Genomic DNA, 25,994 nt, shown 5'->3' with positions numbered 1-25,994 from the left:
TTATTCTCTATGTTTTCATAGAACTACTCTTCACTAAAAATTATTATTGTTTTTGAGCATTCACTATTCCTTCTTCTAATCCTTTCTCTAATTCTTTTACTAATTCTTTCTCTAATCCTTTTTCTACTTCTTTCTCCGATTCTTCAATCTTCTTATTGTGCCCCTCTAGAAATCCCACTAATATTTCTGTTATTATCGACATAGGTACACCTTTATCCAATAACATTTTAAGAAATTCAAATATAGAGAGACCTTGTGAGTTAATTGAATTATATTTGTTATTAATATATTGTTCTATATTTTTTTCAGAAAGTTGATTATTCCCAGTCTTATTTTCAGGAATGTATTTTTGATTATTGTTCACCAAATGTGAAGCTGTAGTACTTGGACCTGTTCCCTTTAAAACTCTAGTATTTAAAGGATAAAGCCTGTTATTTATGCTTGAACTGATTTTCATCACTCATTTTCCTCTTTCTTTTTGATAAATTTAATATGAATTTGTCACTAACAGCTATTACAAACGTATACACATTTCATATTCATTCACCCATAGTGTTTCATTTTATATTTATTTATTATGATATTAATTACAATTAAATTAAAGCCAACTGTACCTACATATGCATTATTTCATTTTAGATAGGATTTTATTTTGTTAACTTGATGAGCATGAGAAGTTAACTCTACTACAAGAATTAGACGTTTGATACTGAGTGTAGGAAATTCATTTATAACCTGCTAACATTTTATATTATTATAAATATAATTCATATTAAACCAATGACTAAAACTAGGTTTTATGAGGATGTTTTCATTTTAATCACACTAGGTTTAGACTTCTTGAATTTGAAAGTATAAACTTAAAAAAACGCCCAATTCAAGACGTTTTTTTCCATGTTTATATCAATCTTTTAAACATGGCCATGTTCAGGGAAAGGTTTAAACATATTTTCCATATGGATTGACCCTACATTATTAGCTAATGAAGGTGAAATTTCTTTATAAATTGAAGAAATAAAATTTATTATAGTATTTTAACTTAATATACAAAACAACATTAATACAACTATGACACTCAAAATTGTCACATGTATATTTTCTAAAACTCTTTTTTTATCACCCTGTTTTAACTCCCTCCCCAGCTCCCTACATTGTAATTTTAATAATCTAGTCTCTGCAAATACCTTTTTTTTGCAGAAAAACTATAGTACAATAAATAATCAAACGATCTATTTCCAGATTACCCCTATTTATGCACCTTTCAGTTCATTTTCTGCTATTAGTTCCTGTATTACATACTTCAAATACATAATTACTGGGAGAATTAGATAACTAACAGTTTTACCTTTATCAGTAATAAGATGCCTTTCTTCGACTAGAATGACTTTTATTATTAATAGAGTTCCCCTAGAGCAAATGTAACAATTTATGAGTAGAAGAATATTTCCTGAACTTTAATGTAATGTAAAATTAGTAAAGAACGTATTTCATGAAAAAATGTTAACTAATAAAGAATTAGAAGTGATTATATGAATAAATTATTACTATCGTGTTTATTAGTTACATTCTGTCTAAATACCGCAGGATGTTCTAATGATATGACTATACTAAACAATAATTCTAAACCTTCAACACCTACGAAGGTTAAATGCATTAACAAAGCGTGGTACAAAAAATATATCCCATGTAATAGTTCAGTTTATGATAAAGGTCATAAGGCGAAATTATTATATATTAATCACACTATAAACATGTTGTAATTAATTGTTCTAAATCTACCTAAAAAGACTATCAATAATGGTGGTCTTGTTTATATTGGTAAGATTGTACTATTATGATAAAATAGATTTAACTGTATGACGTAGGGTGGTTGGTTGCTATCCTTTCTCTTTTTTTATGTAGAGGGAAAGGAGGTGACTCCTATGATGGAATATTTACTTTCTTTGCTACAGGATTTGTTGAAAGTATTTTTGACAATTCTTGTTACCGGTTATGGAAACAAACTGGTGAATAATATTAGCAAAAAACGTAAAAGAACCTCCCTACGCCGTCGGAAGCAAAAGGGAAGTTCTAGAAAAAGAAACTAACTTTATTTAGTAACTACCCGCCTTACGGCAACAGTTACCAGAAGAGATGTATCGAGCATCTCTTCTTTTATTATATACCCAAGGTATTACTATAATACTACTGTAGTAATAATTATAACAAATGAACATAAAAAATCAATGAGTAATGGACAAAAGAAAAGACACCCTAAGGTGCCTTCTTCCGACTTGAGCAATCCTATAGTAATGCGATACCGATCAATAAAATAATTTATATAAATAATTAGCTATATCTTTATGTACCTTAGCTGATATAATGCATAAGGAAATTATTGGTTAATTAATAACGCACATATATTAGGGAGGTACATAAGTCATGGAGTTAATAATTTCTTCATTTGTATTAGTAGTAATATTCTTTATTCTTTCGATAGTTTTAAGTGGTAAAGGTCAGCGAATAGCAAAAGAAGTTTTAAAAGAGCTTATTAATGGTCCTGAGGGGAAAATGTTGGTAGGTTTTTTTGGATCTGCAGCAGTTACAGGAGTAATTTTTGTCATTTGGCTTCTATTAAATTAAGCATTCCAGTTACTCAGTCTGATACAAGGTGCAAGAAAATTACTGGATAATTAAAGGTATATATATTAGGAGGTACATAAGCCATGTTAGAGGTAATTACGGCATTTTTCTTACTAATTCTCCATTCCATTGTTTATCTCTTTTCAAGTGGAGAAACTAAGCAAATAGCAAAAAAACATATAAAAGAAATTCTTAATAGTCCGGATGGAGTAATAATATTAATAGTTGCTGCGGCACTTTTAATCGGAGGGATATATTTATTATCATTATGATTTCAAATACCTTAGCTTAAAACGTATAAGGAAATTAAAAGTATACAAATAGTAGGGAGGCATAAATAATGATATTTATAATTGTGCTATTTTTCATATTTATCATATCTATTATTCTTTCATTATTTTCAAAAGGTGAAACTCAACAAGAAGCAAAAGAAGTTGTAAACGACATTGTTAATGGTCCTAATGGGAAGATACTATTAATCGTTGCTGTGGTATTTGTAATTGGAGGGATATTTATTGTTGGTAGTATTGTAAATGATGGCTATAAATCACCTGAAAATCCAAGTATGCGAAACGATCGTACACCTTTAAAGTGTGCTCATTATGGTGGAGAATGGGACACCGGTGGTCTTTTTGGAGAAGCTAAATGTGTTTATAATAAAACTGATGAATCGGATAATAAATAATATATAAAGGCCTTATCTTTTCTATAGGAAGATGAGGATTTTTTATGCATAAAAAAGACACCTAAGGTGCCTTTTTCTAATGTGTTTACATCCTTAATTGATTGTAAATTGATTTGAATACGTGAATTCACCACGATATTTAATTACAGCGACATAATTACCACTTGTATAGCTATCTGTGATAGGTGTTTGCCAAATTTCTGTTCCAGGAATAAATTCTGGTTCTATTGTTTGGAATCGTTCTAGGGTACCATTTGTGTGGATTTTGTAAATTTTCATTTGCGCACCAAAATGTTCCCTACCAAAGTGCTGTGTTAAGTAAAATGTATCACCAGTTATTAAATTCCCAATCTTCCAATCAGGTTGGTATGTACTTTCCTCTGAATTTTGTAAATCCATAATGGTTTTGAATCCCCAATCATCATTAAGTGGATCTGAGTAAGCTGCAGCTGCTTGTGAGGTAGGCTTACTCATTTCTACTGCAGTAAACCCACTAAATGTTAACGCTCCAATTAATGCTAATTTTCCTAATTTCATTGTTATTTCCCCCTGTCAAATTTCAGAATTATTTAAAATCATATACAAACAATAATATAATTCATTGTATTATATTTCAAATATTTTCTAAAAAAATCCAAAATAAAAAGACACCCTAAGGTGCCCTCCTCCGACTTATAAATCAAATCTATATTTTATTCACTTTATTCAGTATGGTGATGATGGCCTTTGTATAGCAATAGAACCAAATCACGCTATAAGCATTAGTGGACATCATAACATTCAAAATCAGTCTTTTATCGTTTTCCGACAGAAGACTCCTTCCTCAAAAATGTGAAGGTGTGAAACACCAATTTTAGGTGGAAGATGAGTGTCGGTTGGCATAAGCCAACATATTTGCTATCATTTACTTGTACAGATTGCTCTTCGAAAACTGAAGATATGAGGTTGGTTGCAGAAAAACGTTGCAACCGTAAACTCTTCAACGTTCTATCGCCCCACGCTTCTCAAAATTGCGAAAACCAAGCTAAAGTAGATAGTGTGGTGAGTCAGCGTACAAGATACTTATGTTCTCACCGTAGGGACTGCGGGTAGAGCCTGCTAAGATAACTGGTGGATACATCGGTGTTCGCAGGAATCTCCCACTTCAAACGTCCGTTAGGACGTTAAGTGGTGAGTAGTTCAAGTCCGCTAATACTTAACGTAAGTTTTGGTTTTGTTATTACACAGACTACTATATCCTCTCTAATGACTGTGGTTGCATTGTCAAATACTAAAAGTATAAAATCTATTTATATCATTTTAATGATTTTATTTCCTCGTATTCCCTCATTTTCTTTTAAAATATCGCTTTCTTCATGTCAGCCTTGTCCATGAACTCAACAGCTTTGATCTTCCCTGCCTTCCATTCCTTGCTTATTATCCTCTTTCATGTACCAAGCATTAGAATTGAAACCTTTGAGATTACTGTTTCCTTAACCGCAAAGAAAACGCTAAACTTCATATATACTTTTGAGGATGTTCTGTAATACTAATCGGTTTTTATGATAATTATTCATAAGTGGATAATTCACTACGGACCTCGTCTATTGTATCCCTAGCACTTCTTAACGATTTTAAACATTTGCCTAATTTCGCTAAATCTGTTTGGCTCGCAGCATCTCCATAATTGTCTATAACAAATTGCAAGTTATCCATCGCCTTTAAAATAGATGAATGTAGACCCTTTAATTCTGTTGGGGGTTCTACATATCGTACACTAGAGATAAGATAAGACATTTTATAGAAAACATCGCCTACATCTGAAACCCATGATTTGTTTATAGTACCCTTAATTTCTGCATCAGCCTCTAACATGCTAAATTGGGTCGCCACATCAGATAGATCCTTTAAATAATCGTCCATTACCCATGCATAATGCTGCTTGTCTAAATGTTTGTAATCACTTGTTTCGGCTATTTGCTTTACTTCTTTTTGATTTCCTATATTTTTTTTATCTGCGGTTAATTCCTCAACTGCTGCTGTAATGGCTTTTATACCTTTTTTGCTACCAACAAGAGCGTCGATAATTAAAATACTACAGAGAAAAATAACAAACATGGCAATCCACTTAGCCCATTTCGGCATAAAAAAACTCCTTACTTAATATATTTCTCCTAAATTATAATACAGGATTAAAGCCCCTATAAAAACTATATCTCTTTACCTAATACCTTACCTTCTGTTTTCTCAAAATTGACATCTTTAAGTAAATCTATATCATATACAAATTCATTTCCAACATTACATCATTAAATTTAAATATAACACTATATTATGTTTCTATCAAGAATATTTTTCCAAATAAATATCATTCATAGCCTCCTCTTTTCACCATTAAACCTAATTTATACATAATAAAAAAAAGAGGATCGCCCCATAGTAGAGCAGATCCTCTCTTTCACTTCACATACACATAGGCTTCGTTTGCTGTTATATAATATGTTTTACCTTTACTATTATGCACTCTATATTGTGGTGAATTATTTACAATTACCTTTGCATCAATAATAAATCCTAAACCCATATTTACAATACCAGCAACATCTTTATCCTGCCAAGATGGAGAATCATAGAAGCGTAAATTATTTACTTTTGAAATAACTTTTTTACCAATTACTGTAGCAGGTTCATTGCCTTGGCAACGAATATATGAGGAATCATAATAAATCCATTGGTTACCACCAAGAAGTAACCAGTTTCCTAATTTACCCCATACTTTATAATCCTCACCTTTTTGTAGCTTACGAATAACACTATTTTCTGTTGATGGTCCAGAGCGGAGATTTACATTGTATCCTTCAATATATGCAATACCATTCGACTCTACTGTACCAGATATTTCATTTATTTTTTGTGGTTTGGTATCCACTGTAATCGTGCTCCCGTTATAAACCTTTAACACGTCTGCTCGAAACTTAGCCTCAGATACGCCATGACTACGAAGATAATCCAGTGGATCTTCATGGTCTGTCCCACCTAATTTATACGTAATATCCCTATGTGTCCATAATCCTTTAGAGGGATGAATATTTCGTTCTCGCAAGATTTCCCCAATTAATTCTATATATTTTTCATATGAACGTTTAAATTTCAATGGATCACTTGTCTCACACAATTCAACATGAACAAATCTAGCATTTGCTGCTGGACCTGCCCCCCATGCCTGATGTTTTGTAGATGCAATTTGAATTTTTCCATCCCAATCCACTGCGTAGTGAACAAACGCTGAACGCCATGTACGAGACTCATATTTTTGAATATTAATTGCTGGCGCCTCTGGGGTAGCTGTAGAATGTGCCACAACACCTTCATAAGCTCCAACACCATAACGGTATGGTTGTTTTGGTAAATCAGGAATAAGTAGCGTTTTATCAGCAAGTGCGTTTGTTCCAATTGATACTACTAAAATCATTGCAACAACTATGGATAAAATATGCTTGTATTTCTTTTTCATTTTCTATCGGCATCCTTTTTTACAATCTTTGTATGGTCAAATAATCCACTAGCTGACAATCCAATAATCATTCCTTGAAATAAATTCACTTTAATATCTTGAGACAAAAATAAAACACCTAGCGTAATGCCAAGTGTTAAATTAAATAACGGAATATATTTTGTTTGCAGTCCCGTTGTTTTTACAATTTGAGAAATTCCTACAACAACTCCAATCATTGCCGTAATTTCAATCATTACATACCTCCTCCTTTCAAAAAGAAGGTAAGAGCAGCTCCAATTAGTCCACCAATAATAAGGCGTAGGATCCAAGTTGTATTAGCACTGATTTTGTCTAATTGCTTATTAATATTAATAATGTCCTTTTCATTACCTGTCGTCCGCATTTCTAAACTTCTAATCTCTAATCGTATATCCTTAATATCTTGCCTTATTTCCTGAATATCACCTTTCACCTCTTGTAAACTATCCATTTTGCCACCTCTTTCCCACTTCTTATTTAATTCAACATAAAAAAGCCTACATTACATACGCTTTGCTTTACATCTCATTATTTTTTTGTTTATCAGCTGTATACATATACTTCAATAAAATTTCCTGCATTCAATAAAATATTTACAAAGTTATTAACTTTCATAAATTATATATCATTACCTGGTGTCATATCTTTATTTGGAGCCGGATTTTGAATGAATTGCATAACTAACTTCTCTAGGGCTGGTATGGTTTAATTTGATTAATAATTTGGTTCTGTAATTGATTGTTTCCTGAATTTGTATTCTGTGTTTGGATTGGAGTTTGATTTGTTATTTTGTTATTTCTCCTTGTAAACAACCGAAAACAAACCAGCCTATGTTTTCTCTTTCTTCTCAGTTGTTATTTTTGTTAATTCTTCAGTTGTTAATTGCACTTTAGAAATCGTCTTTTTATACCTTCTACTCTATAATTTTATTCTTTTTTGTTAATACAATGTCTTTATTAACTTGATCAATCGTTTATTTACTGCTTATACTTCAGGAATAAAAAGCTACTTACATGTACCATTCCATGGCGTTAATAAGACAAGCTCACCATTACTGATTTTTATTTAAATCATATCACCTTTGGCAAACCAATATATAAATTACTAATCTAAAATCTTGAATGATCATTTCTTTGGTGACTCTAATTCTTTAATCTTATCTCACATCAAAATGTTCTTCTTTTACCCATGTATTATTTCCAATATCAATATAACCATTGTGTCGTCCAAAAACTCTATATGGAATAGATCCATCTACAAAACCTGTATAATTCCCGTTAGGACCATCATATGTGTTAATACCACCGCCTGGTGGATATTTTGAATAAGCACTGAACCATTGTACTTCGAAATGTTCCAGAGCAGCCCATGCCTCGTTTCCTAGACAAATCATAGGATTTTCATACCACGCTGCATCTATAATAAGATACGGTGTTTTATCATAAATTACCCTCGTAAAATATCCTCCTTGCGGTTGGCTATATAGATTAATCCCTCCATTATTCGGATATTTATTTACAGCAATCCCCAGACCTACTGGCTGTATTGGTTTATTATTATTGTTGTTAAATGCTTTATTTACCTTCTCAATGAATTGATCCAATCTTCCCTCGTCAAGCATACGGTGTGGACAATGTTTCCCACTCCACGATTTATGTGTACGTACATTACTAATTGGAATGTTGAATTGTTTCATTAACTGAGCTATAACAATTGCTGCATTATCTTCCGCCTTATAATATCTATCCCCACCACTTAAAGAATAGCAAATTTCCACTCCGATGGATTTACGATTACCATTTCCGTTACCATCACCAGCATGCCAAGCATTACGATCAAACGGAATACCTTGTACTGCTTCTTTGTCATCTACTGCAACATGGAACGAAACTGCATTATTATTTCCAATCATATAAGAAATTTCATTTTCAGCTGATGCATCATTGTACGTATTATGTACTGTGATGAATTCTGGCTTCATTGCATTAGGACATTTTATAGCATATTTACTTGAATCCACTAATTTTTTTCTAATCTCCATTACTGAACATCTCCTTTTTATTCTCTCGTTTTTATTACTTAAAATTCTCACTGCATTATTTAGTACATCTAGTAACCTAATCTCCATACGGCCAGCATTTTCTCTAATAAATTCCTTGTCTTCACCTGCTAAAAAAGAAAAAGAGCAACTGTTTATCAGTTGCTCTTCCTTTAATTCCTCTCTACACTCCTACACCATCGTTTTAAACGAATTCATAGAAAAGTATCACACTGCTTCTTCCATTTAATTTGATATTTATAGATTTCAAAATACTATCTCACATTAAAGTGTTCTTCTTTTACCCATGCATTATTTCCAATATCAATATAACCATTTAGTCGTCCAAAAACTCTATATGGAACAGATCCATCTACAAAACCTGTATAATTCCCGTTAGGACCATCATATGTGTTAATACCACCGCCTGGGGGATATTTTGAATAAGCACTAAACCATTGCACATCAAAATGTTCCAGAGCAGCCCATGCCTCGTTTCCTAGACAAATCATAGGATTTTCATACCACGCTGCATCTATAATAAGGTACGGTGTTTTATCATAAATTACCCTCGTAAAATATCCTCCTTGCGGTTGGCTATATAGATTAATCCCTCCATTATTCGGATATTTATTTACAGCAATCCCCAGACCTACTGGTTGAATTGGTTTATCAGTATTGTTACCACCACCATCTTTACCCAAGTGATCTAACGGATTCACAGCATTACTTTTACTCGCATTCCAACGTCCTTTATGCAATTCAAAATGTAAGTGTTGGCCACTAGAATCCCCCGTGTTTCCCATAACTCCAATAGTTTGTCCTTGTGAAACATAATCACCTTCGTTTACTGTTCGAGAACCACTACGCATATGAGCGTATACAGTTTCCCATGTAACTCCATCAATTGTATGCACAATCATAATACATTCACCATAACTAGATGAAAAATAAGAACGACTAACTTGACCGCTAGCCGCTGCATAAATAGGGTGATAACCTGCTTCAGCAAGGTCTATCCCATGGTGATCTGGTCTGCTGCCTCTAAAACCACTTGTTACTCTCGTTGTATCTGTAGGATAAATAAATTTTGTCATATTAGTCTCCCTTTCTATTTTTACACCATTTAAAAAAGGTACTTAAATGAGCACCTTCGTTCACTGTCTATATTTATTATTTTTTGGATATATTTTAGTTGTTCAAATTTTAAGATGAACAGAACGAAAAGCTATCCTTCATTATTTAACATTAAAATGTTCTTCTTTTACCCATGTATTATTTCCAATATCTATATAACCATTTAGTCGTCCAAAAACTCTATATGGAACAGATCCATCTACAAAACCTGTATAATTTCCGTTAGGACCATCATATGTGTTAATACCACCGCCTGGTGGATATTTTGAATAAGCACTAAACCATTGCACATCGAAATGTTCCAGAGCAGCCCATGCCTCGTTTCCTAGACAAATCATAGGATTTTCATACCACGCTGCATCTATAATAAGGTACGGTGTTTTATCATAAATTACCCTCGTAAAATATCCTCCTTGTGGTTGGCTATATAGATTAATCCCACCGTTATTCGGATATTTATTTACAGCAATCCCCAAGCCCACCGGTTGTATTGGTTTATTGTTATTACCAGCTTCATCAAAATCTACATATTGTTTAACAATTTCAGAGTAGAAGAAATTCCCTCCATTTTTATATCGATAGCCACCATTATATGCAACAGCAATAGGCTGACTATACTTGACCATAGCACCAGTTGTATTACCAAGTGATGGCGCAACAACTGTTTTAGAATACAAATCTGCCACCGGTAATGAATGCTGTTTATTATTAGAAGCTAACCAACGAAGGTAAGCTCGTCCAAAATTATATGATTGAACAATGGCACTTAAATCTGTAATACCATTTTTCTTTGCATCATCAAAAGCTCCTTTTAGATGCTTTACTCCATAATAAATTGAATCTTTTGGATTTTTAATTGTATTCATCGCCCAACCTTGTGATTCACTGGACTGCATAATATCAGGTGTTGTTTCAGAGTTTCCTCCACTCTCCACCATAATAATCCCAAGTACATAGGGAACTAATTCAGACACACCTTGTGCTGAACATTCACTTTCTACCATTGATTGCCAACGTAACACTTGTTGTGGCAGATTCTTTGTTTTAACTGAAGCAGCTAATATACTCATTACTAAATCTCTCCTTATTTTCCTATTATTTTTTCTATAAAACTCTTAATCTACTAAGTACCTCTAACACTTAAATGAAAATTATTTTTTAAAATTACTTCATGTTGCTCACCTTCTTTCACAACAAAAAGAGCAACCATAAAAATAGTTGCCCTTTCGTCGAAATCTTATATTACTACTATAAATCACTTTTTCAATACTTTCTGTACACTGCATGTATCCTACAAAAAGGTAACATTAAAACCCATCTACAAACTTGACAATCTTTCTTATTTCAGCATGTTTGCGTCGGATATAGCCTGTACTATAATGCAAGTCAAACGCTATTTGTTCTAAGGTCATTCCATCAATATACTTCATTTTGAGTATTTGATGATCTAATCCTGTAAACTTATTAATTAAAATCTTTAAATCAAATACTTCATTCATCTTATGTCCTAATTCATATTCAATCGCTTCAATCCGATCTTCTACTTTAGCCCCTTCCGATTCAGCAGTTAATCGTATATTTTGCAAGTCCCCACTAGTCCAGCGCTTTAATTCTGCTTTTGATTTGTCTAAGTTATATTCTAAATATGCAATTTCTTCTTCTAGTTTCTGATAATCTTTGAGCCAGTCAAACATATAATAATCCCCCTACTTTTCTTTATTTAAATGCTGCTTTTATTTTTATCACCAAAGATAATCTAACCTTATTATCAATTTAATAAAATTTATAAATATTAATTATGATTTATATTTTTTTAATAAAGTTTTTAATCTCTCACGCTCTTCTTCAATAGTTAACTCATTATTTTTTATAGGCTGCTCTTCTGGAGTATCTTCTTTTTCATGTAACCATTCTGGTACCATTTCATTTCGATTGGTATTCCCTGACCCAAATTGTTTTTTATTCTTACCAAGATCAAACTGTGCATCTAGCATAGCTACATCCTTGAGTGTTTTTACCTTTTTGGCTTCCCAATTTTTAAGAATCCCACGTACATATCTCCACTTTGGTACATTTTCATCAATTGATCTATTTACTGCTTCCCCAATTAGTTCACTACCTAGTGATTCACAAAATGCACCAAGCTCTATAATTGCTATTTCACTTAATGAAATTCTATTCTTCATCAAAAATTGATGACTTATTTTAAAATCTTCATTTGTTAAGTTTTTTGAGAGTAAACTTTGTTTATTATCATGAATATGATTTATATTTTGTATATTAGTATTTAGTTCTTTCGTACTTTGTATATTAGTATTTAGTAGCTTGTGATTATCCACCGGTAGGTTACCAGCAACAGGTTTTCCAGCAGGTGGGTTTTCCACTGGTGGATAATCATCCACTGGGATTTCGTAAATAATTGTCTCCCATCTAACAATTTTGTTTTTTTCATCTCTAACAGGAAATCTTCTAATATATCCGTACTCTTTTAATTCCTGCATTCCAGCTCTTAAGCTATTAATACCGTCTTTTGCATGTTGCGATAATTCTTCTCTATAAAACACCCAATCATCTGGAAGTGTAAGTATGTAAGCTAATATTCCTTTCGCCTTCCAAGAAAGCCTCTTATCCTTTAGACCGGTATTATTAATAACGGAATAATTATTATCTTTTTTTACTCGGAAAATCCCCATATTATCTACCTCTCATATTTTCAAACCTTTTTTACTTACTTATTGCAACTCTTAACTTCTCCATGACAAAATCTACTTTCCACACTTTTTAAACCAAAGTGCGGTTAAAAAGAACTTAAAGTTCGATTTATTACTAAAAAAAATATCATCTACACTCTTATCAAAAAACTGTGCAATCTTCCTAGCTGTCTCCATTGATGGCGTTCTTTCTTTTTGATCAATCATTCGAATATAGCGTTCAGTTACTCCGCAATAGCTAGCAATTTCTTTATATAAGTTTTTTTTCGGATCGTACATTTTATTTCCCATTATCACACCTCCATAAGAACAATTAGTTCTAAATACAGATTAAAGAACTAATTGTTCTTTGTCAATGCATAAAAGAACTTTTTGTGCTAAAATGAATTCAAAGAGAACAATTAGTTCAATTAGAGAGGTGAACGATGTGATAGGACTTAGAATAAAATCCTTACGAAAAAAAGAGAATTTAACTCAAAAACAACTGGCAGAAAAAATCGGCGTATCCCAAAGAATGATAGGTTACTACGAATCAGAAGAGAGGTTCCCTCCACATGATGTTTTAACTAAATTAGCTGATTGCTTTTCAGTTTCAGCTGACTATTTACTTGGTCGATCTGTTACAGGCGAACCAAACGAACAAGTAACGCCAAAAGATGAGAAAGATATAGCAAAAAGAATGGAAGAAATAAAGAAAGATCTACAAGGCGAAGATGGCTTAATGTTCTCTGGTGAACCTATGAGTCAAGAAGCGGTAGAGTCATTATTAGATGCGATGGAGTACATTGTAAAACAAACAAAAGTAATCAATAAAAAATACGTGCCTAAGAAATATCGTAATCCAGACGATAACTGATGCAAGCTTAGGAGGGAAAACATTGAAATTCGTCATTAGAGATCTAGTCCAACAACTTTGCACCCAATACAACACGAAAAACCCCTATGAGCTTGCAGATTACTTAAAAATACATGTACTAACATGGGATTTACATGAAGAAATAAATGGTTTTTATAAATATGAAAAAAGAAATCGTTTCATTGTTATTAATACTAATTTATCTCCATCTATGCAGAGAACTGTTTGTGCCCATGAATTAGGACACGCGGTTCTACATACTCATGCAAATACACCTTTTCTGCGTAAGAATACATTCTTTTCCGTTGATAAATTAGAGATAGAAGCAAATACGTTTGCTGCGCTTTTGTTAATTGACCAAAAGACCATTCAGCGTGGTGATACAAAAGCATGTATAGCATACAAAAATAATATTCCTGTTGAACTTTTGGAATTTTACAAGCCTTGCTAAAGGAATTAAGATGTTTTAATTGTTGGTTCAAACGCTGACGAGAAAAAGAGAGTGCTCCATCTTTAAAGCAAAAGAAATGAAATAGTATCTATTGTTTAAAAAATCTATACAGTTAAAGCAAATAAAAAAATGCACCTCTAATTGTTAATTATGTGTCTAACAATTGGGGTGCACTTCAATAACAGTAGGTCTGTTTCAAAAAATCAATAGGCCCTAATATTGTCTATCCTTCACTGTACGAAAATCAATACACTACTTAAATATTACTTTCCTTGTACAGAAATTCCTAATACATAGTAATCTGGATGTAGAGTAACTACAGACTCCCCAGGTTTTACCCACTGTAGAGGACTTACATTTAATTCTACGCTATGATTATCTTTTTCAAAACGATTGATATAATCCTTATCATTTTTTACAAAACTATCAATTTCTTTTTTTAATTCTGGATTTGGATTTACTAATCTATCAATCTCTTTATCAAGAGTGAAATTCGGATTTATCATATGCATCCAGTTTTTCGCTAACTCAACAGTTGATTTGTCAACGACAAACATGAAATAGAAGTTATCTTCATCCTTCCCAACAAACGAAAATGAACCATGAGAGTCAATCATTCTTGGCAAATTAGGAGTATATAGATCAATTTCTGATGCTACATATCTATATCTGAAATTCGCATTATACTTCTTATTTACTTCAGTAACAAGATTTTGACCTTGTTTAGAAATAGATCGCTCTCTTACAGATGAAATTTCAATTGAATATCTATCAAAGAAAAAATCATCTGTCACTAACGCATTGGGAATACCTATTGGCGTTACCCCTGGTTTTGTCTCTGGTTTTGTCTCTGGCTTTGGCTCTGGTTTTGTTTCTTTTTCAACTGCATTAATAGAGTTATATAAGAACTGACTATACGCTTCACGTGTTACAAACATTTTTGGAGAATACATATTACCTCCAGTACCAATTGTAACCCCATTTTCCTCTAATGCACTAATTGCACCGTAAGACCAAGAATTTTTATCAACATCTGCAAATTTTGTTGTTTTCGTTGCCTTAAATTTAAAAGCATTTGTAAGTGCTTGTGCCATTTGTTCACGAGTTAAAATATCATCTGGACCATACTTTCCATCACCAAATCCATTTACAAATCCTGCTTTAGCAAGTGCTAAGATTTCTTTTTCAAACAAATGTCCTTTAATATCAGTAAACGGATTTTTGAAGCTAGCATCTGCATCTGCTGGTTTTAGGTACATATAAATCATTCGAGCAACTTGCCCACGAGTTACATTGTCACCAAAGCCAAAGATATTATTTCCGTACCCTTGCACTACTTTACGATTTGTTAAATCATAAATTGCTTTTGTAGACCAGTGATTTGCTGGAACATCTTTAAATGTTGTATCTGCCTGTACATTTGATAAAGATGTTAAAGTTGTTGCTGCAAGTACTACACCTGTTAAAATCATTTTTTTCATTTTCATGCTATTTCCCCTTCTTCTCCTAATTATGATTACGAATGAAAATATACTTTATTTTCCAACGTAATCATAATAACACGAATTCATTATATTTATATATATTTATTTATTGTTTTTAATGATAAAAATACTAATTCTCCCCAGAACGCTATAGACTCACAAAAAAACTCTTCTTGCCTATAGAAGAGTTTTTACTACATTTTTACTGTTAAATAGCATTTTCCTTTATTTTAAGTAAATGTCTGCTGTATTCTTTTTAAACTAGCAAGATATTGTTTTAGTATTTCTAGCCCTATTTTCAACTCTTCTAATGAGTTTGTAGAGGATAGAGCAACTCGTAAATACTGATTAGACATGGTTTGTGCGGTAATAAAACGCTCGGAATGAAAAACCCGAATGCCGTGTCTCTCCAAATCTGTTTTTAATTGAAATGCATCATAATGATTTTGAATCGGTAGCCAACGGTAAAAACTAAAAGGATGCCCGACAGGATTGTTGGAAGAAAAATATCCTGAATAAAAGCCTTCCTAATAATTGCATTTCATTGCTAACACACTAGATTTCACAGTGCTTTCCATTTGTTTTGTGACTGATGTTAAATACACTGGTATTTCTCTAAATAATAGTTCTTATCGGTTCATATATTAAATATGATTTTAAGAGTACATTTTTTAATGAATAGTTAGGGAACAAATAACATTTAGGGAACATTTGCTTTGAAGTATACAAACCTTGACATAAAAAGAAAGTAACTGCATCAAGCATTTTAGAACAAAAATTCCGAAATGTTGACAAGACCCTAACGAATAAAGGAGGAATAGAGCATGGCTCGCTCAATTCGTGTTCTCTACCGAGGCGTACAAGGCAGAGTACGGAGAAACTTTAACTGGCCCCCTATTAGACAAAACTCTGCAGTTGTAATCACTGCTGCAGAATGGCGATTCTCCGGAGGGGTTTTTGGTTCTGCTGGTCGCCCCCACTTAGGTGAAGCTAATGTCTTTGTAACAAATATCGGCCCGCATGATCCCGAAGGTGGACCAGGTAGTTCGGGTGGAGTAGAATTCCATCTTCACGTCAATTCAGCATCCCCTTTAGACGTCATTGTCACAATTTCTGTACTGGAGGATATTGAAAACTTTGTAAATGCCTAGCACTGTACAACTCGAGAGCTTCTAGTAAGGTTAAAACAATTAGTCGAATGCCATTACTTACCGATTCCCCTTAGAAACCCCAGAGATAAATGGGGTTTCTTTTAGTTAAATAACTATTTGGTGTAATTTTCAAAATAAAATCGCTTGTCCATTTCACTTTGCTCTATCATTGTATTTTCTATTAATAATAAGAACTTTTAGAGGTGAATTATATTGGACAAGTTTTTATCTTTTGCAGTACTTAATCCCGATTCGATTGGACCCACGCTTCCACCTATGCAACCTTTTCAATTCCCTTCTGGTCACACAGGTTCAACGGGTACTATTGGTGCTACCGGACTGACCGGAAGTACTATTACAATTATTCACGTAATAAAAGCACTCCATAAGGAATGCCTTTTATTATGCCGAAGAAGAAAATTTATCAGCTGCAGAACGAAAAAATCCGAATAATCGGACACTTCCTTTAGTTAAACGAGTGATTGGAGGGTTCCCAGAAGAATGGGGAACTTATACAGATAAAAAAGCATGTCATGGAAATATGACATCTACTGATACACTTGGTATTGCACCAAACGCAAAACTTTTCGATATTCGTATCTTCGAAAAAGAAAGAATAGAAGAATCTTTTCTAGATGTAGTAATTGAAGCTTATGATTGGGCAATTCAACAGCTTCGTCGCAATGGGACTCCTCAAATACTTTCCAACTCATGGGGGGGATAGGCGCAGTTCCAGAGGTCACTGATAACTCAAACAGGCATATTAGTATTATTTTCAGCCGGTAACTGTGGAGATCCTTGTGGAAGTAGAAATCCTAATTATTGTAGAACGAATGGCCCCGGAAAGAGTATAAATGGAATTAATGGACATCCATTAGTAATGACAGTAAGTGCTGCTAATATTAATGATGTTCGCGCAGGATATAGCGCTTAGGGTCCAGCTAATTTTGATGAACATTAACCTGATTTCTGTGCACCTACTCACTTTACTGGTTATCATCACAACGATACTGGTACTTCCGCTGCTTGTCCGGTTGCTGCTGGAGTTGTTGCGCTTCTTAAACAAGCTAATCCTGATTTAACACAGAATAAAGCTAAAAAATTGCTAATGGATACAGCAAAAAAACTTAGAGGAACCTGGTTGGGACTCAGATACCGGTGCTGGTATGATTCAAGCAAATGCAGCATTTAATCGTCTTATGGAGCATAATTAGTCTATAAATAATCTTATAATATGAACTACTCCTTTTTTCATTTCTTGTAATCGTTCCACATAAGATCAAAAGTTGGTTTTTAGAAACTCTCCAGCCATCTATAACTGTACTTCGTTTAATTATTATAAAATTAATACAACTCAATATCTTTATCAAATTAGTTTTTAAAATTCTCGTTCTTTACATTACAAAAATCTAATATTCTTTTTTTATTCTAATACATTTTTAAAATAAGATATTTATATTTCTCTAACCCTGAAAATTTTGAGGATTATCTAAGATTTAAACAACACTTCCAAATGTTATTTATATCCAAAAATTTCATGTAATTTCATATATATATCAAAAAATAATTAACCATGTTAGATGCAAATTTTCCAGTTAATACTTGTATAAACAAATGAGTGCGTTCACAAGTTATATTTGAAATACTGCTTTCTAAGCAAAAATATAATTAAGGTGGTGAAACTATAAGAATGAAAACACCTATTTTCCCTGATAGTACTAATGATCCTGAAAACGAATTACTTGTTTCCGGCAGTTTTCGTAATCATTCTACAACTGTAAATTCTATACAATCACTAGTCAATCAAGTAAGCGAAAATCAGTTCCAATCATATTTAACCCATTTAGTTTCATATCCAACAAGGTTTTCTACTAGCTCTTTTTATGAAGAAGCCGCAACATGGACTCGTGAGATATTAAATGAAATGGGATATACAACTAGTAGCGAAACAATACGCGTAAACAATGAAAATAGCCAAAATGTTATCGCAAATAAAATGGGCACAAATCCTGATGAAGAGAAACACTTAATTATTATTACTGCACATCTTGATTCTGTTAACCATAGTGGAGGGCCTTCATCTAATGCTCCTGGGGCCGATGATAATGGCAGTGGTAGTGCAGGAGTTTTGGAAATTGCTCGTGTATTCAAAGATATTCCCGTACAACATGATCTGCGCTTTATCCTTTTTGGAGGAGAAGAACAAGGATTATTAGGTAGTAAACAATATGTTGAGAACCTAACTACTCCAGATAAAAATCGCATTCGAGCAGTTATTAATATGGATATGATAGGAAAATTAAACACTTCCACACCAGCAGTATTAATTGAAGGTTCACCCTTATCTGAAGAGCTCATTAATGGATTGAAAAATGTAGCATCTTTATATACAAATCTCGATGTTAAGGTATCTCTAAATCCATTTGATAGCGACCATGTATCTTTTCTTAATAAGGGGATCCCTGCTGTTTTAACAATAGAGGGCGAAGACTCTTTGAATCCTAATGACCATACCGCAAACGATACTCTTGAGCATATCCATTATCCGCTTGCTCTCGATATTTTACGAATGAATTTAGCTTTTATTGCTTCCCAAGTTACAAATTTAGAATGAAAGAGAGAATTCTCATGAACAACTTTACCCATCAAGAAAGTTTCAATAACTCAACAAACGATTCTAAACAAACTCCCCCTACCAGACGTAATTGTGGAACTATGAGTATGCATGAAAAATTATTGAAGGAATCTGAAGAATATCGAAAAGAACGAGAAAAAATTGAGAAAATGACTGAAGAATTTATTAAAAATAAAAAACAATAAACGCTTACACAATAATTTTCGAATCAAACATTACCTGAAACAATGACTGAAACTTACACAATATCAACTAAAAAGGAGAAATTAAAATGCAAAATCAAACTAACTCATCAGAAAGAACAAATACACCTACTGTGCGTAGATGCGCAACTATTGAGCTTCATCATAAATTACTAAATGAATCTGAAGAATATAAAAATGCACGTGTTAAAATTGAAAGTATAACGAATGAATTTCTAAATAATGCACGCTTAGCATCATCAGAAAGACCAGTTGTCAAAATTCCTGTAGTAGTTCATGTTGTATGGAATACTGAGGAACAAAACATCTCTGAGAAACAAGTTAATAGTCAAATTGATGTTTTAAATCGTGATTTTCGAGCAACGAACTCTGATGTAGCAAATGTACCTTCTGCATTTAAAGATTCTGTAAGTGATGCTAGAGTTGAATTCTTTCTTGCTACAAAAGACCCTGACGGAAATCAAACAAATGGTATTACTCGTACCCATACAACTAAACAAGCTTTTTCAGCAGATGATAATTCTGTCAAATCACAAAGTACAGATGGAGCAGATGCATGGCCAACTGACAAATATTTAAATTTATGGGTATGTCAATTAGAGGACGGCCTTTTAGGATACGCGCAATTCCCTGGTGGGCCACCTAAAACAGATGGTGTTGTTATCACATACACTGCATTTGGTACTACAGGTACTGCTGCAAAACCTTTCCATTTAGGACGTACAGCTACTCATGAAATTGGCCATTGGTTCAATTTATTCCATATTTGGGGTGATGATGCAAATGCATGCAATGGCACTGATCGAGTTGATGATACGCCTAATCAAGGAGGAGATAATGTTGGTAGTTCACAAGGTGCACCTGGTCGTCCTGTAATAACATTTCCACATACTTCTTGTGACAATGGACCTGATGGCGATATGTTTATGAACTATATGGATTACGTTGATGATGATACTATGGTTATGTTTACAAAAGGTCAAGTAGATCGTATAGATGCATGTCTTGCTGGACCACGTTCATCCTTTCTTACAAATTAATACGATAGCCTAATTTTAAAACGATGTAGGTTAGGATTAAGTAATAAGTATATACATGCAATAAGTACCCTACAAATCATAATAAATTAAATCTCGTTAAAACAAAAAGAGATGTCCTAGTACTATATATCTAGGGCATCCCTTTATTTTTACTCAGCTTAAAACATAACTCGTCTAAATTTCTAGATTTTATACATCTCTAACATGGATTGTGGAACAACTTTTTTTCCCACTACTTTAAATTCAATTTCCCCTTTTTCTCCATATATTAGTTCTATAATTGGAATAGTTACCATTAATTTCCCCTTCTTTTTTCTTTCTGTCTCTAAATCAATTATTTTCATGTCACAATCCCCTTTATTTATTATAAACAAGGAGAAAGCACTCATTTGAGTGCTTTCTCCTTGTTTATAAGTGGACCTTGTAGGACTCGAACCTACGACCGAACGGTTATGAGCCGTTTGCTCTAACCAGCTGAGCTAAAGGTCCAAAGCATAAAATTTACTTCATAAGGCGTATTCACATATATCATTTTACCATATAATGTATCAATTCTCTTTACTTTTTATTTAATATGCACATTTACATCGTGTTAAAAGTGTTTATATTCTGCACTCCTAATATTCTGTAATTAGTACTATCTTTTAATACCTTTACAGAGGTCTGATTAACAGTAAATAAAATGTATATATCAATCATATTAAAAATGATATAGTTACAACATTGAATTGTTTATATTTTCAAATGCTTTTATGCCATATTTCTTTATATCAGAAATTGTAACTAAATTATATGCCTGTTTCATTGTATTAAAGCAATTATCTATCTCTTCTTTTTCCATAATAGGTTTACCGGGATCATTATCTTCTAATTCTAGATGCGCAACTTCCCGTGGTAAGTCAAATAGAATCATTTTTTCTAAACTCTTCCCACTATAACAACCTAAAGTATTGATTACACAGTCTAATATTTCCTTTTCTATTTGAGTTAATTGATTTGTACTATCATAATTAACTTCAAGATTGTCGTACTGATATACTTTATATTTATTAAAAATAACTCGATATACCGGGCCATGACTTCCTACTTCACAATCATCTTCAAATAAATATGTCCCAGTAAACACCTTACAAAATCCTTGCGCATAGTATAACAGCTTTTGAAGAGCTAAAGGAGTAATATCATCATTTTTATATAGCAAATAGTTAGCAACTTCCTCAATTTTCGTAGTCTGCGTAGAAGGAATATCATCATTTTCCTGTAGCTTTGCGATTGCTTCTTTAGAGACTCTATATGCTTTTTGAGTAATTAAATCTTTATTTCTTTCCAAAATATCTAGCATAAAACATTGATCTCTACCTAATCTTTTCAATATATCCGAGTACTGCTTTGTCGGAATATCTCCATTTACATACCTTGTTAGGGTAACTTCTCCCCAACCTAAAAGTAAAGACAATGGACGTTTTCCAATCTTATATTTTTCTAAAACCTCTCTTATTTCAGAAATAGTAACTAACTGTTCCTGTTGTCTATAGGCATGATCTAATTGTTCTAAATTATAATCATGAATGTTATGAACAAATATTTCAGATTTACACTCCTCGCAATTTGCTTCTTTACCTACGTAATGATATTGCTTCCCTCTAATGACTGTCACTTTTTGAACATCTTTAGTAGAATACTTTACCATATCTCGACAAAACTCACATAAAACCAACATAAAAATCCTCCCTCATTTTAAAACCATTAGTCACTTATCTTTACCTAAAAAGATAAGTGACTGGTTTATTCCTTTTATGGAAAGAAACAACTATCATGTATTTGTTCCTGTCCTTATTTTCAATTAGATTCATCTTAATATATATATCTACCGACTTCTTTTGTCCCCAATTATCTAACTCATATTGTGGACAAAAGATATACAATTTTTCATGAGCAAAATTTGGATTTTTATTATCAACTGCATAACAAAAATCACGTACTCCTATATTAAGAAGAATCTCTTTCACTTTACTAGCGTTAATATTATTAGCCTCTAAAAATTCACTATTCTCTTTCCTTTTTTCATTTCGAGAAACCGTAAATCGATTATTTTTAATTAATTTTTTAAACTCTAATATGTACTGCTCAATCTCCCCGATTGTAAAATTAGTGTGCTTTTTTGTCTCCCTATTTTGAAAGCTAATATGCATTAAAATTCTTTCCCCTTTCAAATCGTACCTCATATTTACTAGAATTACAATAAAAAACGTATCAATTGATACGTTTTTTAAAAAATTCACAGTAAAATTCTATTCATCCTTCTTATAATGAGTACATTTATGTCGTCTACAAAACTTCTATATAATTATTTTTGCTGCGATTCGTAAATCTATTATGTATCTATTTTACAATCACAGTTCCATGTATCCGTGTATACATTTAACGTAAAAAAACTACATATCCCTCCAATTTCCCTGATAAACAAATCAATTACTCATATGTATTCTTCTCCCCCTATATAAACTTCCTATCTTAATCTGTTGTTTTATACAGAAATATATATTTATACCTGTTTAAACCTAAACAAAAAAGGCCTCCTCAAGTCGATTAATTGTGCATAGCAAAATAAGCTAATTACACTAATCGGCTCAAAGAAGCCCTTTCAAAATTAAAGTAAGAAAAAAACTTACTTCTACAACTCAACCACAACACATAAGGTGTGGGAATGAACGGAATCAAATAAACTAACAATATACCTATATATTACAAAATACATAGGTTTATATCAAGATATTTTAAAATATTTCCAAATGCTGATTTTCATTCTTTATTTTCTTCCAAATAAAAAAGCATATAAATACTTTATTCTTTCCAAAACTGTTCCAATAGAATGACAATCACGGTACCCACGAGCAATCCATTCCTTAAAACATATTGTAAGGAAGAAGGAATGCCACTAAATGCGCTTTCTGGAAGAAACATTATTCCTAAACTGATTAATAATGTAATTCCTAATATAGTTAATCGGCGTTGATTTAATTCTTCGCTTAAAATCGATTGAAATGAAATGCCTATTACTTGGACAAATGTTGCTAAAAGTGCAGCATTGGCAATAGGGCCTGGAAGCAAGGATATAAAGCTTACGATTGAGGGAACAAAAGAAATTCCTGCTAATATAAGACTTGCTATAAGAAATGACTTCACTTTTCTTTGTCCTGTTAATTGAATAAATCCTGCTGATGCAGGTAATGGTACAATACCAATTGTAGAAAACAACGACGAGATAATATGTGATATACCTCCGACCCATACACCACGGTTCAATGTTTGCTTTTCATTTTCTTTAGATAAGGGAGCTACTTGTTTTACAGCTGAAATAGCAGCAATTTTATTTGCAACTAAAAGAAATGTAAATAAAGTTGCAGTTAGGGTCATTCCAATATCCAATCTAGGTGTGCCCCAAGCAAATATCTCTGGTAACTTAACTAGCGTTGTATGTGTAGGCATATAAGATGATTCTCCTAAAAGAGTATACAAAAGCCAACCACATGAAATTCCAAGTAACACAGCGTACCTTTTCATCCATCCTGTCCCTTTAATTGATAAGAAAGTAATAAGGGCAAAAACAAAGAGCGCAATAATAGCTGTTGGATAATCAGGATGAGTTGCAGATCCTTGTAATCCCATCATTCCTTTTAGTAACACACCACTAAGTTGAAGTGCTAAAATTAAAAGAAATGTCCCTGTAACTAAAGGAGTAAATAAACGTAAGATTCGATGAACAAGCCCTGTTATACCAAGAACGAAGAGTAATATACCTGCAATAATTAACCCACCTTCTAAAAGTTGCAACACGTCTTTTGCACTTTGTCCCTGATGCATAGCAACTTGTCCCAGTATGACAAATATACTTACCCATGAACCGGCTGGACCATCCGCTATGGGATAGCGATGCCCAAACCATGCTTGTATAAATGAACTTATTCCCACGACTAAAAAAGTTCGCTGCATTAATGTTGAAATATCTTCTACTGATAAATGGAATATGCCACCAATAATGATAGGCAATGCAATTGCATTTGCTAATAGAAACACAAACCACTGTAGAATACTAAAGCTTGTATTAAAGTATTTTTTATTCATATTATTCTCCTTTACTGAAAAAGAATCTCGTAGTAAAAATCCATCCTTTCTATACAGTTAGATTAAAAAGGATGGATTTTGTAAATCTATAAAATTACTTTAATTATATAGATGAATTTTCGATTGATTACCATGTACGAAATGGTAAGAATTTCCCATTAAGTGTAATAACGATACGAGGATCGCCACCTTTTGGATCTTCTTGTGTATCCACACCTAAATTGAAGTTAATTGCACTCATTACACCTTCACCAGCTTTTTCTAAGATTAATTCTCTAAGAGTTGGTGCGTATTGTAACATCATTTCATATAATCGATATAAGATTGGGTCAGTAGGAGGCATTTGCATTACTTGACCTCTAAGTGGAACTACTGTTAATGCCTGAACTACTTCTTCATCTAATTCTAATAGTTTACCGATTTTTTCTGCCTCCGGACGTGTCATTGTAGCCTGCCCTAATAATGCTGTTACAACCCAAGTCTCAGAGTTTTCACTTACTTTTGAAATTTCTTCCCATGTTAAACCTTTTGCGATTTTTGCTTCCATAATTTTTTGCGTAGCTTCTTGTCTATTCATATTTAATAACTTCCCTTCATTTAAGTAATGATTAATGTTTCATACCATTTAATGTTTTATATCCATCAACTACTACATCTAATTTACCTGTGTGAGGATCAATAACTAAACCATGTACAGGAACATCTTTTGGAATAAGTGGATGATTTCTTACTAAATCAACATTAGCTTGAGTCGAATCACAGATATCATCGAATCCAAATAGCCATTTTTCAAGGTCAACACCAGCATATTCAATTGCTGCTAAAATTTCTGGTGAAGCTACTCCACGATCTAATATTTTTTGAAGTGTTCCTTTGGGATTAGTTTGGCTTGCACCACATCTATGGTGTCCGATAAGAAAGATTTCATCTGCATTTAGATCATATACTGATGCTACAACACTTTGCATAACACTATCGAAAGGAGAAGCAATCTTACCACCTGCATTTCTGATAACTTTTGCATCTCCATCGTGTATATCTAAAGCTTTTGGAAGTAGCTCAATTAAACGAGCATCCATGCAAGAAACAACAACCATACGTTTCTTAGGCATTTTTGTTGCTTCACGGGGGGCGTATTTCTTATTTTCTACAAATTTTTCATTGAATGATAAAATATCTTGTAATAACATATTTGTAACCTCCTTTAAATCTAGATGTATTTTTTTGTTGCGTCCTCTGTGTTATAAGTAAATATAACTAATAAACAATGCGATGTAAGAGGATAAACTTAGTATAGTGAATTGTATCGATAAGCTGAATAAGTTGGCGAAACACTTTCTGC

At 32.8% G+C, this 25,994-nt stretch carries 30 protein-coding genes, 1 tRNA gene and 3 pseudogenes; 13 read left to right on the top strand and 21 right to left on the bottom strand.

The window, feature by feature from the left end; translation table 11 throughout:
• Nucleotides 1-43 precede the first annotated feature (43 nt).
• The gene (locus ACUN13_RS27400) at nucleotides 44-457 is read right to left on the bottom strand and encodes a hypothetical protein (RefSeq protein ID WP_089607956.1); all 414 of its coding nucleotides are present in this window, start codon (nucleotides 455-457) and stop codon (nucleotides 44-46) included.
• A 1,465-nt stretch (nucleotides 458-1,922) separates the two neighbouring features.
• On the opposite strand from ACUN13_RS27400, the gene ACUN13_RS27395 reads away from it, so the two are divergent.
• From ACUN13_RS27395 to ACUN13_RS27380, 4 genes are all read left to right on the top strand, one after another.
• Complete coding sequence (locus ACUN13_RS27395) at nucleotides 1,923-2,087, top strand: hypothetical protein (protein WP_164876757.1); 165 nt, start codon at nucleotides 1,923-1,925, stop codon at nucleotides 2,085-2,087.
• Between the two features lie 334 nt (nucleotides 2,088-2,421).
• Complete coding sequence (locus tag ACUN13_RS27390; protein ID WP_000420168.1) at nucleotides 2,422-2,622, top strand: hypothetical protein; 201 nt, start codon at nucleotides 2,422-2,424, stop codon at nucleotides 2,620-2,622.
• Nucleotides 2,623-2,705: 83 nt separating this feature from the next.
• Nucleotides 2,706-2,894 (top strand): hypothetical protein, encoded by a 189-nt coding sequence (locus ACUN13_RS27385; RefSeq protein ID WP_000895161.1) that lies wholly within the window; start codon nucleotides 2,706-2,708, stop codon nucleotides 2,892-2,894.
• A gap of 68 nt (nucleotides 2,895-2,962) precedes the next feature.
• A complete protein-coding gene (locus tag ACUN13_RS27380; protein ID WP_242278734.1) occupies nucleotides 2,963-3,307 on the top strand; it encodes a hypothetical protein in 345 nt (114 codons plus the stop codon).
• Nucleotides 3,308-3,400: 93 nt separating this feature from the next.
• Here the strand turns inward: ACUN13_RS27380 and ACUN13_RS27375 are convergent, their stop codons facing one another.
• The 11 genes from ACUN13_RS27375 to ACUN13_RS27325 all read right to left on the bottom strand — a co-directional run bounded on the left by ACUN13_RS27375 (nucleotide 3,401) and on the right by ACUN13_RS27325 (nucleotide 12,998).
• A complete protein-coding gene (locus ACUN13_RS27375) occupies nucleotides 3,401-3,844 on the bottom strand; it encodes a DUF5065 family protein (RefSeq protein ID WP_025686989.1) in 444 nt (147 codons plus the stop codon).
• A gap of 1,011 nt (nucleotides 3,845-4,855) precedes the next feature.
• Nucleotides 4,856-5,431, bottom strand: coding sequence for a hypothetical protein (locus ACUN13_RS27370; protein WP_445424053.1), 576 nt, complete (start codon nucleotides 5,429-5,431; stop codon nucleotides 4,856-4,858).
• 313 nt (nucleotides 5,432-5,744) lie between these two features.
• Nucleotides 5,745-6,800, bottom strand: coding sequence for an N-acetylmuramoyl-L-alanine amidase (locus ACUN13_RS27365; protein ID WP_025686991.1), 1,056 nt, complete (start codon nucleotides 6,798-6,800; stop codon nucleotides 5,745-5,747).
• Entirely contained in the window at nucleotides 6,797-7,036 is a 240-nt protein-coding gene (locus ACUN13_RS27360; RefSeq protein WP_025686992.1) for a hypothetical protein, read from the bottom strand. The genes ACUN13_RS27365 and ACUN13_RS27360 overlap by 4 nt, the downstream gene beginning before the upstream one ends.
• Nucleotides 7,036-7,272: a hemolysin XhlA family protein gene (locus tag ACUN13_RS27355; RefSeq protein ID WP_000377824.1), complete on the bottom strand. Its 237-nt coding sequence runs from the start codon at nucleotides 7,270-7,272 to the stop codon at nucleotides 7,036-7,038. The genes ACUN13_RS27360 and ACUN13_RS27355 overlap by 1 nt, the downstream gene beginning before the upstream one ends.
• 705 nt (nucleotides 7,273-7,977) lie before the next feature.
• Complete coding sequence (locus ACUN13_RS27350) at nucleotides 7,978-8,862, bottom strand: peptidoglycan recognition protein family protein (RefSeq protein ID WP_025686993.1); 885 nt, start codon at nucleotides 8,860-8,862, stop codon at nucleotides 7,978-7,980.
• A 272-nt stretch (nucleotides 8,863-9,134) separates the two neighbouring features.
• Nucleotides 9,135-9,956: a M23 family metallopeptidase gene (locus tag ACUN13_RS27345; protein ID WP_000159988.1), complete on the bottom strand. Its 822-nt coding sequence runs from the start codon at nucleotides 9,954-9,956 to the stop codon at nucleotides 9,135-9,137.
• 141 nt (nucleotides 9,957-10,097) lie between these two features.
• Nucleotides 10,098-11,066, bottom strand: a complete 969-nt coding sequence (locus tag ACUN13_RS27340) for a lysozyme family protein (RefSeq protein WP_242278736.1) — start codon at nucleotides 11,064-11,066, stop codon at nucleotides 10,098-10,100.
• 237 nt (nucleotides 11,067-11,303) lie between these two features.
• Nucleotides 11,304-11,690 carry a hypothetical protein gene (locus tag ACUN13_RS27335; RefSeq protein ID WP_000460733.1) on the bottom strand — a complete coding sequence of 129 codons (387 nt, stop codon included), beginning with the start codon at nucleotides 11,688-11,690 and terminating at the stop codon, nucleotides 11,304-11,306.
• Nucleotides 11,691-11,792: 102 nt separating this feature from the next.
• Nucleotides 11,793-12,689, bottom strand: coding sequence for a DnaD domain protein (locus ACUN13_RS27330; protein ID WP_445424052.1), 897 nt, complete (start codon nucleotides 12,687-12,689; stop codon nucleotides 11,793-11,795).
• Between the two features lie 72 nt (nucleotides 12,690-12,761).
• Nucleotides 12,762-12,998, bottom strand: coding sequence for a helix-turn-helix transcriptional regulator (locus ACUN13_RS27325; protein WP_000527101.1), 237 nt, complete (start codon nucleotides 12,996-12,998; stop codon nucleotides 12,762-12,764).
• A 136-nt stretch (nucleotides 12,999-13,134) separates the two neighbouring features.
• Here ACUN13_RS27325 and ACUN13_RS27320 point away from each other — a divergent pair, with 136 nt between their 5' ends.
• Entirely contained in the window at nucleotides 13,135-13,563 is a 429-nt protein-coding gene (locus ACUN13_RS27320; RefSeq protein WP_000579788.1) for a helix-turn-helix domain-containing protein, read from the top strand.
• 22 nt (nucleotides 13,564-13,585) lie between these two features.
• On the top strand, nucleotides 13,586-14,014 hold the full coding sequence (locus ACUN13_RS27315; protein WP_025689473.1) for an ImmA/IrrE family metallo-endopeptidase: 429 nt from the start codon (nucleotides 13,586-13,588) through the stop codon (nucleotides 14,012-14,014).
• 263 nt (nucleotides 14,015-14,277) lie between these two features.
• Here the strand turns inward: ACUN13_RS27315 and ACUN13_RS27310 are convergent, their stop codons facing one another.
• Together ACUN13_RS27310 and ACUN13_RS27305 are read right to left on the bottom strand one after the other, a co-directional pair.
• On the bottom strand, nucleotides 14,278-15,501 hold the full coding sequence (locus ACUN13_RS27310; RefSeq protein ID WP_025689474.1) for an S-layer homology domain-containing protein: 1,224 nt from the start codon (nucleotides 15,499-15,501) through the stop codon (nucleotides 14,278-14,280).
• A 227-nt stretch (nucleotides 15,502-15,728) separates the two neighbouring features.
• Nucleotides 15,729-16,016 (bottom strand): annotated as a pseudogene (locus ACUN13_RS27305) (hypothetical protein); the annotation flags it as partial.
• Nucleotides 16,017-16,322: 306 nt separating this feature from the next.
• Here ACUN13_RS27305 and ACUN13_RS27300 point away from each other — a divergent pair.
• The 7 genes and pseudogenes from ACUN13_RS27300 (at nucleotide 16,323) to ACUN13_RS27270 (ending at nucleotide 20,527) form a co-directional block, all read left to right on the top strand.
• Nucleotides 16,323-16,649, top strand: a complete 327-nt coding sequence (locus ACUN13_RS27300; RefSeq protein ID WP_016078275.1) for a hypothetical protein — start codon at nucleotides 16,323-16,325, stop codon at nucleotides 16,647-16,649.
• 213 nt (nucleotides 16,650-16,862) lie between these two features.
• Nucleotides 16,863-17,003 (top strand): annotated as a pseudogene (locus ACUN13_RS27295) (exosporium leader peptide-containing protein); the annotation flags it as partial.
• A gap of 124 nt (nucleotides 17,004-17,127) precedes the next feature.
• Nucleotides 17,128-17,373, top strand: coding sequence for a hypothetical protein (locus ACUN13_RS27290; protein WP_025687820.1), 246 nt, complete (start codon nucleotides 17,128-17,130; stop codon nucleotides 17,371-17,373).
• 267 nt (nucleotides 17,374-17,640) lie between these two features.
• Nucleotides 17,641-17,841, top strand: a pseudogene (locus ACUN13_RS27285) (S8 family serine peptidase); the annotation flags it as partial.
• A gap of 498 nt (nucleotides 17,842-18,339) precedes the next feature.
• Nucleotides 18,340-19,263, top strand: coding sequence for a M28 family metallopeptidase (locus ACUN13_RS27280; protein WP_025687277.1), 924 nt, complete (start codon nucleotides 18,340-18,342; stop codon nucleotides 19,261-19,263).
• 14 nt (nucleotides 19,264-19,277) lie between these two features.
• The gene (locus ACUN13_RS27275; RefSeq protein WP_025687278.1) at nucleotides 19,278-19,469 is read left to right on the top strand and encodes a hypothetical protein; all 192 of its coding nucleotides are present in this window, start codon (nucleotides 19,278-19,280) and stop codon (nucleotides 19,467-19,469) included.
• An 86-nt stretch (nucleotides 19,470-19,555) separates the two neighbouring features.
• Nucleotides 19,556-20,527, top strand: coding sequence for a M43 family zinc metalloprotease (locus ACUN13_RS27270; protein WP_025687279.1), 972 nt, complete (start codon nucleotides 19,556-19,558; stop codon nucleotides 20,525-20,527).
• Between the two features lie 182 nt (nucleotides 20,528-20,709).
• Here ACUN13_RS27270 and ACUN13_RS27265 read toward each other — a convergent pair whose 3' ends face one another.
• The 7 genes from ACUN13_RS27265 to ACUN13_RS27235 all read right to left on the bottom strand — a co-directional run bounded on the left by ACUN13_RS27265 (nucleotide 20,710) and on the right by ACUN13_RS27235 (nucleotide 25,842).
• Nucleotides 20,710-20,871: a hypothetical protein gene (locus tag ACUN13_RS27265; protein ID WP_161508230.1), complete on the bottom strand. Its 162-nt coding sequence runs from the start codon at nucleotides 20,869-20,871 to the stop codon at nucleotides 20,710-20,712.
• 71 nt (nucleotides 20,872-20,942) lie between these two features.
• Nucleotides 20,943-21,016: transfer RNA gene (locus tag ACUN13_RS27260), tRNA-Ile, on the bottom strand.
• 226 nt (nucleotides 21,017-21,242) lie between these two features.
• Nucleotides 21,243-22,247 (bottom strand): type II toxin-antitoxin system antitoxin SocA domain-containing protein, encoded by a 1,005-nt coding sequence (locus ACUN13_RS27255; RefSeq protein WP_025687280.1) that lies wholly within the window; start codon nucleotides 22,245-22,247, stop codon nucleotides 21,243-21,245.
• A 40-nt stretch (nucleotides 22,248-22,287) separates the two neighbouring features.
• Nucleotides 22,288-22,719, bottom strand: a complete 432-nt coding sequence (locus ACUN13_RS27250; protein ID WP_000548171.1) for a hypothetical protein — start codon at nucleotides 22,717-22,719, stop codon at nucleotides 22,288-22,290.
• Between the two features lie 652 nt (nucleotides 22,720-23,371).
• Nucleotides 23,372-24,652 carry a purine/pyrimidine permease gene (locus ACUN13_RS27245; RefSeq protein ID WP_089607961.1) on the bottom strand — a complete coding sequence of 427 codons (1,281 nt, stop codon included), beginning with the start codon at nucleotides 24,650-24,652 and terminating at the stop codon, nucleotides 23,372-23,374.
• 127 nt (nucleotides 24,653-24,779) lie between these two features.
• Nucleotides 24,780-25,229, bottom strand: a complete 450-nt coding sequence (gene cynS / locus ACUN13_RS27240) for a cyanase (protein ID WP_001081567.1) — start codon at nucleotides 25,227-25,229, stop codon at nucleotides 24,780-24,782.
• A 31-nt stretch (nucleotides 25,230-25,260) separates the two neighbouring features.
• A complete protein-coding gene (locus ACUN13_RS27235; RefSeq protein WP_000926479.1) occupies nucleotides 25,261-25,842 on the bottom strand; it encodes a beta-class carbonic anhydrase in 582 nt (193 codons plus the stop codon).
• Between the last annotated feature and the right edge of the window lie 152 nt (nucleotides 25,843-25,994).

Source organism: Bacillus cereus group sp. Bce041 (assembly GCF_052646455.1).
Note: the sequence above shows the minus strand (reverse complement) of the source record. Positions and strands in the feature narration are given on the sequence as shown.